The sequence below is a fragment of the Paenibacillus sp. PAMC 26794 genome (genome assembly GCF_000316035.1).
Taxonomy (GTDB): Bacteria; Bacillota; Bacilli; order Paenibacillales; family Paenibacillaceae; genus Paenibacillus.
On sequence record NZ_ANHX01000055.1, the window covers coordinates 47842 to 62402 of the forward strand.

Here is a 14561-nt window from a genome sequence, read left to right on the forward strand (position 1 = left end):
AAGGAATGCATGTATGATATTACGATATAAGTTGATTTTTGAATATTAGACTAGCGATCTTCACCGCCATCTATCCGTTGTCTTTTGCCAATGCCAAATGCGAAATATCCAGCCACCACGATGGCCATAAACGTAGCTCCAACAACCAGAGGCAAGCGCGTATCCGGGTTAAACGCCATACCGATAATGACGAGGATCAGATACACAATAATGATGTAATTGCTGATCGGGAACCATTTGGACTTGAAGTTATGATCCGCCATCTCGTTGCCCCAACGCTTTCTGAATCGGAACTGGCTGAACGCCAGCGCGAACCATGGAACCATACCCGGAAGAACACTTGCACTGTAGATGTACAGGAACAGCTTGGAGTTCGGCATCAGGTAGTTCAGCACAACCCCAATCAGCAGCAAGGAGATTGTAATGACGATACTGTTGCGGGGAACCCCGCCTTTGGACAGCTTTTTGAAAAAGGCAGGTGCCTGCCCATTCTCAGCCAGTGTGTATAACATCCGTCCTGCACTGTAGATCCCGCTGTTACATCCCGACATGGCCGCCGTGAGCACCACAAAGTTAATGATCCCCGCTGCAGCAACAATACCAACTTTGGCAAAGGTGAGCACAAACGGGCTGCCCGTCTCGCCCACTTCGTTCCAAGGGTACAGGGTTACGATAACAAATATGGCACCAACGTAGAAAATAAGAATACGCCACACGATATTTTTGATAGCTTTACGCAAGGTGTATTTCGGATTCTCCGCTTCGCCTGCTGTAATACCGACCATTTCAACTCCCTGATACGCAGCCGTTACGATACACAGCGCGAAGAGGAAACCTTTGATGCCCCCAGGGAAGAAGCCACCATGGCTGAACAGATTCGACAGCCCGATGGCCTGACCCCCATTCCCCCAGCCGAAGAAAATGAGCCCGGTTCCGATCACGATCATCGCCACAATAGCCGTCACCTTGATCATCGCAAACCAGAATTCAAATTCCCCATAGAACTTCACCGCCGCCAGATTCGCTGCTGCAATGATCAGCACCCCAGCAAGTGCAGGCAGCCACTGTGGAATATCCGGGAACCAATACCCGACATAGATGCCAATCGCCGTAACTTCCGCCATACCAACCGTAACCCACAGGAACCAATAGCTCCAGGCGGTCAGAAATCCGGCAAGCGGACTAATATATTTGTGAGCAAATGTTGCAAACGAACCCGTGACCGGCTCCTGAATCAACATTTCCCCCATAATGCGCATGACAAAAAAGATAACGATACCAGCCAATAAATAAGCCAGCAGCACGGATGGACCTGCCCATTTGATCGTACTTGCCGATCCCATGAACAAACCAACGCCGATTGTACCTCCGAGTGCAATCAGCTCTACATGGCGGGGCTTTAGCCCTCTAGATAGTTGCTTTGACTCCAAACGATTCTCCCCTTTTCACATTCACATTAACGCAATGCAGAATTACTTCACCAAATTGTACGAGATGTGCCGCAGAAATACAACAAGGAATGTGAGGAAGTTGGGTGGAGACGACTCTTGTATGGCAAAAAAGGGCCTCCTCCTCACGCCCTTATTGGACATGATTAGGATAACCCCTTAAAGTTTATTACAATCAGATCAATCCTGATTTTTGGAGAAGCCGCGAGACGATTGCAGCCACTTCAGCCCTTGTAATATATGCCTTAGGCGCAAGTTTCCCATCACTTCTCCCTGAGAAAATTTCGGCTTGTACACTTTCAGCCATACCACTGTATGCCCACACTGATGAGTCTGCTGCATCTGTATACATCTGAAGACCAGCTGATCCAGATGGAACAGGAAGCTTTGCTTTTAGCCCCGTAATTGCCATGGCTCTTGCCATAATGTTCATGGCTTGCTCCCGTGTAATTTTGTCATCAGGACGGAAAGTTCCATCTTTGAAGCCATCTAGCAATTGGTATTCATATGCCGTATTGATCGCCCTACTGTACCAAACATCGGTGGATACATCCGAGAAAACATTATTGGATGTATCCAGTTTCAGTCCCAAACCGCGTACCAATATCGTGGCGAATTCTGCTCGCGTAATATCTCGATCAGGAGTGAACATACCTTTTCCCGTTCCATCCATGACCATACGTGAACCCATATCGTTTACCTGGGCCTTAGCCCAATGGTTCTGAACATCCTGAAACTCAATTGGATTCCATATAATAGAATAAGTACTATTGGTCAGACTGTTCACCTTGGCATAATATTTGGCATCATTAACAACGACTTGAGTCGGTACGTGACGAACTGATCCATCCGTGTCGATGACTATACCTGTCGTGATTCGGTTAGGATCTACTCCCTCAGGAATCGCAATCGTTCGTTCAACATACGCGTTGAAATTAGAAATGTTAATCGTCTGATTACCGTAAATGCCGCGTACTTCAAAATTATATGTTGGGGCAACAAGCGTAAATCTGTTTTTTTCAATCGCATCTGTTATTACCCGCAGCATCTCTGCTCCAGGAGTCGAAATCTCAATCTGAATCTGAATATCTTTGAGATTAATTGACTGCCCCAGTTGATTGGACAGCGCTTGGATATTGATTTGCTGAGAAGGTAATGTGTAGGTCGCAGAAGGCGTTTGAATTTTCAGAGTTGCGTTTTTTTCCTCCATGTTCTTGATCATCTGACCATTAAGTTCCCCAATGACAACATCAGATTGTGTATTTAGCAGAATGGTGACCGTAGCCCCATTTCCTTCAGCCGAGAGCTTTTCATCCAGTTTCACGGAATCTACCGTTATTGTGGTTACACTTTGACTATTTCGCTCACTTGAAGTTGCTGATCCGATGTTTTCCACTTTCCCGTTGACCATTACATCCACCCCTGAATTTCCTGGGTTCGGAACTTGAGTTCCTGATGTAGGTGGCTGGCTTGGAGTCATATTGCCTCCAATACCGCCAGTACTTCCTCCTCCGCCACCGGTATTGCCGCCATTACCTGTTGGTACCAACGGAATGATTGCATTGGATAGTAACGAAGACTCACTAACTCCTGCTTTGTTCTTTGCCTTCACTGTAAACGTATAGCTCGTTCCGTTGGTTAATCCCGTGATGATTATTGGGCTACGTGTTCCAGTCACGACTCTATTGTCTGGTAGAACATTCACCTCATATGCCGTTACGGCACTTCCTCCATTGTCTGCTGGAGGATTAAAGCTAAGGGCAGCCTGTCCGTTACCAGCGACTGCTATCACGGATGATGGTGCTCCCGGAACTGTTAATGGAGTTGCACTTACCACATTGGAATCCGCACTCAAGCCACCCAATCCGCCTGCTTTCACCATAAAGAAATAAGTCGTTCCATTAATCAGATTTTCCACACGATAATTCCCATCCGTCACGGTGGTGATGGCGTTACTGCTAAATTGACCGGATACTGTTGATGAATAAACTTCGTAATATGTCGCTCCCGGCACGTTACTCCAATTCAGCTGAGCCTGACGATCTCCAGGGGTCACTACCAGATCCTGAGGATTGGCAGGTGCATTTGGCAAGTTGATCGCTTGAACAACTTGGAATGTCTGGTCCAGCATATTTTCCGCAGATATAAGAACCGTTCCAGAGTAGGTACCCGCAGGCAAACTATCCTTGACCTTCACTGTGAAGCTGGTTTCAGCCCCATGGTTAAGGGTCGACACTGTAGGTTGTGTTACTTCGAAATCCGTTCCATTCGTCCCACCAGATGTTACCTCGAAGTTAGTCAATGTACCCGTACCGATATTTTTCACGGTAATGGTTAATGTTTCTTGACTACCCGAGACATAGCCCTGAATCAGTGCTGCTGGGGTTTGATCCGCAATATTCTCAATGATATACGTTAGTGCTGGTTGAATCGCAACTACAGCAACATTGCTTGTCGTTATTGCGGTTTTGGTTCCATTTACACCATTGTTGGTGTTAGTCACGATCACATAATAGTAGGTCGTTCCCACACTTGTCGTTGGCGCGGCATACGTTGGATTCGTTGCCCCATTGATCAGCGTACCGCCTGTATTGTTGTTGGTCGTGTTGCTGTACCACTGGTAGCTCAACGTGCCTCCGTCACTGACTATAGCGCCTACGCTCAGCGTTGGACTGTTCGCTCCCTCATTGGCTGTCTCATCTGCTGGCTGTGTGTTGATCGTTGGTGCTGCTGCATGAACCAGCGCATTCACCGTTACTTGTGCCGCATTGCTTGTTGTTGTTGCCGTCTTGGTCCCATTTACGCCATTGTTGGTGTTCGTCACGATTACATAATAGTAGGTCGTGCCTGTACTCGTCGTTGGCGCATCATACGTTGAGCCCGTTGCCGCATTGATTGGCGTGCCGTCCGTTGTACTATTGGTTACGTTGCTGTACCACTGGTAGCTCAGCGTTCCCCCGTCACTGACCGTAGCACCTAAGCTCAGTGTTGGACTGCTCGCTCCCTCATTGGCCGTCTCATTCGCTGGCTGTGAGTTGATCGTTGGTGCTACTGCAGAAAGGACAGCATCATCAAGTACAATGTTATTAATACCATGCCAACTATCGTTAGTTGAATATAGAAGAACCTTGTCCACATTATCAAAGTCCTCGTTTAATGAGACATGTTTTGTTTCGTAAAAATTGATTAGCTCGGTTTGGAATACAGATGATGCCACTTTTATTCCGTTACGATATCCATCTACCGTGATGTTTATTGGAGAAGTCTCTCCATAGTTAGAATAAACGAAGCTATTAATCTGAAAAGCGGAACCATCATCCTTCTTTATCCCCATTCCTTTCCAAGGATCACCGTACATGGTGAGATATCTGAATTCGTCACTGCCTACAGAAAAGAACAATGTCCCGGGAAACATCGTACCGTTGGTGTCACTGATCCTATAAAATTGAAAAACCTTATCAGGAATATCTTCGGAAGACCCAGTGCCATCTTCGGCGACACCATCATCCCATGCAGCCTCATCATTTGTAGAAAACGTTACTGTTGTTGGGGATGCTAATGCCGCTGCTACTCCAGCCCACCGACTCCCGAAGAATCCATTGGCTAAAACCAAGATAAAGCATAGAAGCATGATTAAGACTCTCTTGTACATGTTAACTGAACTGTTGATAGTCATCAGTTCCTTCCTCGTTATGAAATGAGATACCGTCCAAACCATTGCTGCTTCATATCGACCCCCATCAACTGAATATGCCTTATCGATAGACATTATTCGACATTTTTCTGCGAAATCCTTTAGTGCATTAAACAATAAAATATTTATTTTTAAACTATTTTATATCCTCCATTTATCGCCACTGGAATAGTGATCTGAAAACCCATAAAAAAAGAGCTACCAGAAAAATATCTTTGGCAGCCCCAAATTGATTTCTGTAATCATCCGGAAGGCAAATGAACCATCACCGTTGTCCCCACGCCCACCTGGCTTCTCATTTCAACAGTTCCGTGATGAAGCATCACGATTTTTTTGACGATGGCGAGGCCCAGACCGTTACCACTGATGCTACGATCGCGTGACAGGTCTGTTTTATAAAACCGCTCGAAAACATAATCCAGTTGCTCTGGCGCTATTCCAATGCCCGAATCGGTTATCGTGAAAAAGATTCCATCTACCGACTGGCTCGTGCGTATTTCGATACGCCCACCCACGGGAGTAAACTTAATGCTGTTGCCTAGTAAATTCATCCACACTTGGTTAAGCTGATCCTGATCTGCCCTGATTTTGATACCGTCCGCCAATTCTAAGTGAATTGGAATGCCTTTGGCTGACCATTGAGGCTCGCAAGTCACCACCACTTGCCTGATTTGCTCATCAAGATTATAGGTGGTTGTCTCGAACGGATGATGATCGGAATCCAGAGACGCAAGCTCCAGCAGATTATCACTTAGTCTGGATAGTCGTCCACTCTCCGTAATAATGATATCGAGGTAATAGTTACGATCGGCCTCCGCAACCAGGCTGCTGTTTTTCAACGCCATGGCAAAACCGGAAATAGAGGTCAGCGGCGTTTGAATCTCGTGAGATACATTGGAAACAAAATCCTGTCTCATCTGTTCCAGTTGTTTAAGCTCACTCGCCATTTCATTGAAACTCTGCGTCAATGCTCCCATTTCGTCCACGCGCTTTGTTTGGATTTCCACATTAAAATCACCCTTCGCCAGTCGTTTGGTTGCCCGCGTCAACACCTGGATCGGTTTGACCAAATACCTTGCAGCAATAAGGATACACAAACTTCCGATCAACAGTGCAAGCAATAATACCAGCAAAACCATCCGATTAATGATATTTTCATTCTGCGGAGAATACTGCATAAACATGGCTTGTGGTTCCCCTTTGTATGGAAAAGGGAGACCTATGAACGTCTGCTCCACTTCTCCGGGAGAGCGATAGATCTGACCCTGCAACACCATTTGAACCACTTCTGGTGCGATTTCAACGGTCTCTGTATGGTCTAGGTCATAATAGGTTACGTTACCCGAAACGTCATATAGATGAATGGGATAGGTGGACACTTTCACCATACTTTTGATGAAAGCATCCCTGTCCTCAGGTTGCGTTTGCTCATATAGATGGATCAGTTCCTCCCCTACAGAAATCATGTCATTCTGACCGATATGATTTACTTCTTTTTTGAAAAGGAAGATCCCCATGAAGAAAGAGGTCAGCAAGCTGAAAACAATGACGACCAGAAACGTGCAAATAATACGAACATATAAGGTTTTGATCATGTGATGACTAACCGGTAGCCCAGACTACGAGCCGTTTCAATCTGAAAATGGTGTGCATCCCCAGCGAATTTTTCACGTAGTCGCTTAATGTGAACATCAACTGTCCGGTCATCCCCTTCATAGTCACTTCCCCAGATCTTGATGATTAATTGTTCCCGGGTAAAAATCTGCCCAGGCTGGTTTGCCAGCATGAACAGCAACTCAAACTCTTTTAAAGGCAAATTGATTGTTTCCTCTCCACGAATCACTTGAAAGCTGCGTCGATTCAGCACAATGCCCCCTAGTTGAATGGTCTGGGAGGAGACAATCAGGTAACGTTTCAGCAAAGCTTTTACTCGCATCACAAGCTCTAGTGGATCAAAGGGCTTCGTCAGATAATCGTCTGTTCCCAGCTGGAATCCCTTCACTTTCTGAGCCGATTCCCCTTTCACCGTGACCATCAAGAGCGGCATATTTAGATCCATGCGCCGGATCTCCCGGCATAGTTCCCAACCATCCAATCGTGGCATCATAATATCAAGGATAACCAGATCGATTGGGGATTTCTCCACAATATCCAATGCTTCTGCACCATCTTTAGCTACCACAATCTCGAATCCTTCATTACGCAAAAACAAGGTAATCAGCTCACGAATATGCACATCGTCATCCACAACTAGGATTTTGGTCATATCAAATGCATGCCTCCGATATCTATCTTGTTTCTTCCACTTGGGAGGAGGCCTTCAACCAAAATGCCAGCCCAGCAGGTTCCAATGATAGAAAAATAAACTCAAGATCACTGCTGCTACCGTTACAAACGTATAGTGCACACGCTTCAGTAACGTCCAATATTGGTTTTTCCATGCCAGCAAGCTCATCATGAATAGGGCCACAGTCAATCCTACAAAGATCACGGGCATGATCAGGTAGAGACGTAAAGATAATGAAATATGGCTAAGCCGATCAATCAGATTCATGTTCATCACCAGAAGCGTTGCACCCAAGGTTACCAATGCCCACACGGACGTAACGGCCGACAGCCGGACTGCCCATTTCTGCGCTTTTGGCATCACTTTGATTTCGCGTCTGCGATAAACAAATCCATGCAATACGGTGATGAACAGAACAACCGAAATGCCGAGCAACAGGAGCCAGAACTTCGATTGGTTCATTAACGGTGCAGGTTCCAGCGGCATTGGGTTTAACATATCCAGAAATAGATACGTGACCTTGCCCTCTGCATTGGTGCGGAACCCCATCTGATGTTTTCCTCCGACCTCCTGGAATAAATTCACGCCAATCGGAGTATATACTTGCTTATCTGCACCACTTCCAATAAACAGTCGGTTATCCGAAACCTCAATATTGATTTGAGTCAGAAAACTGAAAAACTTATCAATTTTTGTGTGATTACGACGGGTAAATTGATAAGAGCCTGCATATTTTTCCAGGGACTCTCCTAATTCGATAGAACCTTCATTAGGCTGCTCAGTTGCATGTACAGGATAGTATCGGTCAAAAAAGGCTTGCGCCAACCCTTCTGCTGCCGTTCCGCCTTCCCCTCCACTATAGGAAACAAAGATGCCCACTTTTTTGTCCGGTACAAGATAAAGGGCTGTATTAAACAGCTCATCGGCCCCTCCATGAGAGATCACACGCAGTCCATTCATATTCAACTCGTAAAAGCCCAGATCCATGGCGGGTAAACGTTCATCAAACTGGAATGCCGGAGAATGCATGAGCTTGGCTGTTTCCGGCTTGAGCATTTGTTTATCTTCATATCGCCCGTCTTGAAGATGGGCAATCATGAAATGAGCCATATCGTTCGCCGACACGCTCCCTGATCCCGCAGGACGGAATCCGCCCTCATACGTTGGCCGTTTGGTTACAAACTCGCCGTTAGCTCGAGCGTATCCAAGGGCGGCATAAGGTTCAAGAGACGCTGGAACAGGCTCCTCTACCGTAGCATAATTCATGCCCAGCGGATCAAATATATTTTTCTGTATATAGTCATTATAGGCAACACCGCTGACCTCTTCGACGATAAGTCCCGCGAGTGAGGCACCGTAATTGGAATACGATAGCATCTCGCCTGGAGGCTTAACCCGTGCAGGCATATGTTTCGCCATCGTTTCGGCAATAGAGACGGGCAGTTTCCCCGGATCGGTAGTGATCTGGTAACCTACACCGCCTTCCTCGAACCCAGCGGTATGGGTCATGAGATGGCGCAACGTAATCGGTTCCTCATAGGTTTTCGGTATTTTCACCGTTTTTAGATAGATGTTGATGTCTGTATCGAGATCAAGCTTGCCCGCCTCAACCAATTGCATCACGGCCGTCCATGTGAACAGCTTTGTTGTTGAAGCAATTCGAAATAAGCTGGTTTGGGGATCAACGAGTTTATTTTCTTCGATGTTCGAATGTCCGTACCCTTTGGAGAGCAGGATCTTCCCATCCTTCACAATCGAAATGACTGCGCCTGGAATCTGTAAAGATCGCATTTGCACATCCATCATCCCATCCATGAATGCCGTTAACTGATCAGTATCCTCCAGATTAGCGACGACTCCTTGCTCCAATTTACCCGAATTTAATCCCGGATTGGATACTGCTGCCGATAGTGGCATGGTCCCTAATCCAGTTGCCCCTAATATCATGCCTAACAATAACACCAGTAAAATCATTTTCCCAAAAATCTTTCTTATCAACGATGACATGAATTGCCCCCACCACTCCGCATATTTTTTGATACCTGTTCCTTACGCTTTCTTTCGAGAGCATATCAAGCACGTATGAACGGAGCGTGAACCTTTTTTTCATATTTTGCCAAATTAAATTACCTTTAGTAAGATAGGAGCAGATTGAATAGGAAAAGGAGACTTTGCATGCCTGACTTTTTACTGGTTTTATTTTTGTTTAACCTGTCTCTCTTTCTGCTTCACGAAATGGATGCCATCAGGCGGTCCGAGTGGAAATTGTTTATGGTGTTAAAAGATATGGAAGATGATAAAGCCTATAGGTATTTCACTTGGATTCACCTGCCAATGTATACCATCATCCTCTCTCTTCTTTTTAGCTCATATCAGACCATTACATTTTGGGTGTTGGATATCTTTTTCATCATACATACCGTATTACACTTCTTTTTCGAAAAACATCCTCGAAATGAATTTAAAAACGGGTTCTCCAGATCATTGATCTACCCTATGGGAATAATCGCTTTAATTCATTTGATATTCCTAATCATCTAATCTGTTTACACCGACGGAATGAAGGAAGCTGGAAGGGTATTGTTGAATAACAGTGAATATGGAGGTGTGCCTATGCAGCAGCATCATGCAGAACGAGTTGAATTATTTGTTTCCAATACCCCGATCATCAAGAAGTCGTTCAAATGGCAACATGCGATGATGCAACGTCTGGTTGCCCTGCTCTATGCAGCGGAGAATAAAACAGCGGATGGAGAAGCTATTCGTCAAAGCCATGAGTTGATTAAGCAAAACACAAAACTCTTCTCTGCATTCAGAGGTAATTCGGCCATTAGCGTTGCTGCCATGCTCTCCCTTACAACGGATGCAGAGACGAAGCTGGCAGACACCTTGCATGTCTATGACTTGATGAAAGAGATCAAATTTCGCAACTCCGATTATCTGGTTATTGCCGCCTATCAGATCGCTACTCAGACATTACCTGACCAGTTTCAACCTACGGTGGAGCGAGCCAAATCATTTTATGATGGCATGAAAGCAGTGCATCGTTTCCTCACTGGACAGGATGACTACATTTTCGCTGCCATGTTAGCCCTTTCCGATCTCGAGGTGGATACTGGTGTGGCACGTATGGAACAACTCTATGGGGAATTAAAACCAGAGTTCTCTTCCAGAAACAGTGTGCAGGCGTTAACACAGGTCCTGGTTCTTGGAGATGATCCCCCGGATGCAGGTGCTCGTGTGATTGCCTTAAATGAAGCTTTTCGCAAAAGGAATCTCCGAATGGATAAAACGTATACGTTACCCTCTCTCGGGATACTTTCTCTACTGCCTTCAAACAGAGAGTCATTAGTGGATGAAGTCGCAGAAACAAATGACTGGTTACGGACTCAAAAAGGCTTCGGTGCCTGGTCAATCGACAAACAGGAGTTGCTCCTGTTCTCGTCTGCTCTGGTAGCCATTCAACATGTAGAGGATCTGCGCAACGGTGTGCTTACGACAGCAATCTCAACCAGTATCACAAATATTATCATCGCCCAGCAGGCCGCCATGGCCGCAACTGCCGCAGCATCGGCTGCTGCCGCTTCTTCATCATCAAACTAGCAAATTAATTCGACTCTTAAGATGCTCCGTGCAAAACAAAAAACGAGTACCCGGGTGAACCCTGAGTACTCGTTTTTCCTGTTGAACGCCACTCATTAATGGCTTAATTACTGTAAATCCTTGTCATTCCCCTAATCCAAAACATACAGAGGCAGCGTGAAATAAAAAGAACTCCCTTTTCCGACTTCACTTTCTACGTGTATGTTTCCATCATGATACTGAATAATTTCCTTCGCAATCGCAAGTCCAATACCACTGCCCTGAACCACATGCCGATCATGTTTCTCACGGAAAAAGCGGTCAAATACAAATGGCAGCGACTCTTCCATAATACCCGCTCCATTGTCCTCCACACGGATGGTAAGTCGTCCTGGAGAATCACCGTCATTTTCCCATTCCTCAATGGAACAATGAAGACGAATCATCCCACCTGCACCTGTATGCTGAATCGCGTTAAACACCAGATTGGTCAACACCTGAGTAATCCGATCCATATCAATCACGACTTGATAATCACTTCGCTGAGCAGTCGTAATGTTCATCTGAAACTCGTAGCTCATGTCAGCACGTGCGATGTCCAACCTGAATTTGTCCTGAATGGTATCTATTAATTCCTGTAAGCTCATCATGATTAAGATCATTTCAGACTTGCCAGATTCCAGACGGGACAGCTCGAATAGGTCGTGAATCAGACGATTTAACCCCAGAGCCTTCACTAAGACCATTTGCAGATATACTTTTTGGTCCTCTTCGTTATCCACCAACCCGGATACAATCGCCTCCACATAACCCTGAATCGCTGTCATCGGTGTGCGGAGTTCATGTGATATATCGCTCAGCAATCGTCTGCGTGACAATTCCAGACGGCCCAGATCCTTATTTTTGTGCTCCAGCTCTACCGTACGATCCTGAATACGATGCTCCAGGTTGATATTCAACTCGGATAACTGCTGATTCAGCTCTGCAAGTTGCTGTGCATTCAGACTTAACTCTTGAGCAGACCTTTTTAATAACAACAGTGTACGTACACGGCTTATGAGTTCATTGCGTCCAATCGGTTTTGAAATATAATCATTGGCTCCAGCAGCAAAACAAGCTGTAATCGTGTCATCTCGATTGCTCGCTGTCATAATCAGAATAGGTAACTCAATCAGGCTGTAACGCTCCCTGATCAATCCGCATAGTTCATATCCCGACATGCCGACCATCATCATATCCGTGATCACCAGATCGATATCCTGCAATTCATTCAAACGCGCGAGTGCTTCAGTACCACTGTTCGCAATTTCAAACACACATGCCAGTGGTGCAAGCTGCTGAATCACCACTTGCAGGTTAACGGGTTCATCATCCACAATCAACACGTGATAAGGTTGTAACTCTGATTCTTTCTCGGAACTGACTTCGACATTAAGATGATGTGAACCGGCTATCTTAACTTCTGTAACAGAACTAAAGTTGTTTACACCGTTCTGAATAAATTCATTGTTTTGCTTATCCGGTAGCGCAGATGAAGCATTCTTCTTCTTATGCTGCCCGATCGTGAACGAGAAAAGGGAGCCCTGATTCACTTTTGACTGTACCTTAATCTCTCCTCCATGCAGCTCGACAAGTTGCTTGGTGATTTTTAGTCCAAGTCCGGTACCCGTGTTATCAATGGATTCAAGCTTCTCGAATGGATTGAAAATAATTGCAAATTTATCCTCCGGTATGCCAATCCCCGTATCCTCTACCTGAATTTCCACATCACCCTGCACAACCTGTGCACGAATCACAATATGACCTGATGGCGTGTACTTGATCGCATTGCCGATCAGATTAAATAAAATTTGCTGCATTCGATTCTCATCTGCTTCAATCGGTGGAAAATGAGGATCAATTCGATTGTATAATATGAGATCCCTGCCTGTAATGAGCGGCTTAACCACGGTAAGGACTACCTGGACCAATTGGTGCAGATTTATTTTGGTTCGATGCAGACGCATATCGTTATTCTTAAGAAGTGCATAATCCAGAATATCGTTAATCAGAAAAGACATACGCTGGCCACTTGAAACGATCATGTTCAGGTGCATTCGCTGGCTATCTTCCAATCGGTCATTCATGCTGTATAGCAACGACTGCGTAAGCCCGATAATTCCGTTGAGCGGTGTACGAAGCTCATGAGAGGTATTAGCGAGAAACTCATCTTTAACCCGATCCAAATCAAGCAGACGCGAAGACAAGCGTTCATTGGTTTTCATGGCATTGGAAAATCGGGTTGATACAACAATCGACAGACAGAGAATGAGAAAGAGAAGACCGTACGAGAAGTAGATTCCTGTTCGAATCATACCGTTATTCATTAAGATATCATTCACTACAGTAATGAAGAATACGACGGTACCTGCCAACATCCAACGCGCACCAGCAACATTTTTCATAGCAGCTCGGACCACATTTTGAATGATCACAATCCCGATCAGAATCGCGTATGCCTGCATGAACAACGCAAACTTCGTGTATACCTGAGTAGGTGTGAACAGGATAAATAAAGTGAACAGCAACCCTGGAATCCAAAATATATCACGTAATCGTTTGGACATCTCGTTGGGGAAAATGGAGTAACAAAAAAGTAGCGCAAGTGGAGAGCTGCCCAAGAAGCCTAAATACTCAATTTTAAGGAATGTATCACCACTCATGCCCGGAATAAGCTCTGATAAAATGTACTGGGAATCAGAGCTGTTCTTCATGGCCAGCAGAATACAGATCAGACCAAAATACAGAGACTCCCGATTTTTGCGCAGCAGTGTATACAACAGGATATGATAAAGCCCCATAATCAACATGCAGCCCATAATCATACTCTCGGATACCAGTTTGTATTTCATGGATTGATTCAGTTGATTATATTCACCGATCGTTAGAGAGCTAAACAGACCCGCTTTTCGATGTGTATAGTTCGAAACTTGAATGATAATATCAGCTTGGGTCTGCCCTGCCTCCATTCGGATCAGAGCAGGCACCTTATATGAAGAAGATTCCTTTAACGTTCGTCCCACAATCCCACTTTCCGATACAAGTTTGCCATTAATCCACAATCGGTGTGCGGAAGTTATCCCTGAGGTTAGTAACCCCAGCTCTATATCTTGCTCTGGTAAATCCACCACCAGACGATACGTGGCGAATCCCGTATTATCCAGCTTATGCCCACTGATTTCATAATTCCCCCAAGATTCTGGAACATTAACGTAACTTACCGGACCCGTTCGTTCACTGGCAAAATCCTTGGGCTCCAGCAATTGTTTCCAATAGAATGCCCACTCGCCATCTAACCGACTTCCTTCTCCAGAGGACAGAGCTTCATTGGTAATCGTTAAACGCCCATCCTGAACTTCAGCATTCATCTGATTAGAAGGTAATTCGAACAAGATCAGTACCGTGAAAATCAGAAAAAATAACATAACAGGGATGATGTAATACAGGAAAGAAGTACGTTTATTCATGAGATTCCCACCAATGTGTCCCCTCTTTTAACTGAATAAAAAAC

At 45.2% G+C, this 14561-nt stretch carries 8 protein-coding genes; 2 read left to right on the forward strand and 6 right to left on the reverse strand.

The window, feature by feature from the left end; translation table 11 throughout:
* Positions 1–50: 50 nt before the first annotated feature.
* From D829_RS0119365 to D829_RS0119385, 5 genes are all read right to left on the reverse strand, one after another.
* The gene (locus tag D829_RS0119365; RefSeq protein WP_017690579.1) at positions 51–1430 is read right to left on the reverse strand and encodes an amino acid permease; all 1380 of its coding nucleotides are present in this window, start codon (positions 1428–1430) and stop codon (positions 51–53) included.
* 193 nt (positions 1431–1623) lie between these two features.
* Entirely contained in the window at positions 1624–5079 is a 3456-nt protein-coding gene (locus D829_RS31545; protein ID WP_017690580.1) for an S-layer homology domain-containing protein, read from the reverse strand.
* 305 nt (positions 5080–5384) lie between these two features.
* Positions 5385–6737, reverse strand: a complete 1353-nt coding sequence (locus D829_RS0119375; protein WP_017690581.1) for an ATP-binding protein — start codon at positions 6735–6737, stop codon at positions 5385–5387.
* On the reverse strand, positions 6734–7408 hold the full coding sequence (locus D829_RS0119380; protein ID WP_017690582.1) for a response regulator transcription factor: 675 nt from the start codon (positions 7406–7408) through the stop codon (positions 6734–6736). The genes D829_RS0119375 and D829_RS0119380 overlap by 4 nt, the downstream gene beginning before the upstream one ends.
* A 54-nt stretch (positions 7409–7462) precedes the next feature.
* Entirely contained in the window at positions 7463–9436 is a 1974-nt protein-coding gene (locus D829_RS0119385) for a serine hydrolase domain-containing protein (protein WP_017690583.1), read from the reverse strand.
* Positions 9437–9604: 168 nt separating this feature from the next.
* Here D829_RS0119385 and D829_RS34380 point away from each other — a divergent pair, with 168 nt between their 5' ends.
* Positions 9605–9970: a DUF6713 family protein gene (locus D829_RS34380; protein ID WP_017690584.1), complete on the forward strand. Its 366-nt coding sequence runs from the start codon at positions 9605–9607 to the stop codon at positions 9968–9970.
* 72 nt (positions 9971–10042) lie between these two features.
* Positions 10043–11032, forward strand: coding sequence for a DUF4003 family protein (locus D829_RS0119395; RefSeq protein ID WP_017690585.1), 990 nt, complete (start codon positions 10043–10045; stop codon positions 11030–11032).
* Between the two features lie 131 nt (positions 11033–11163).
* Here the strand turns inward: D829_RS0119395 and D829_RS0119400 are convergent, their stop codons facing one another.
* On the reverse strand, positions 11164–14517 hold the full coding sequence (locus tag D829_RS0119400) for an ATP-binding protein (protein ID WP_017690586.1): 3354 nt from the start codon (positions 14515–14517) through the stop codon (positions 11164–11166).
* Positions 14518–14561 lie beyond the last annotated feature (44 nt).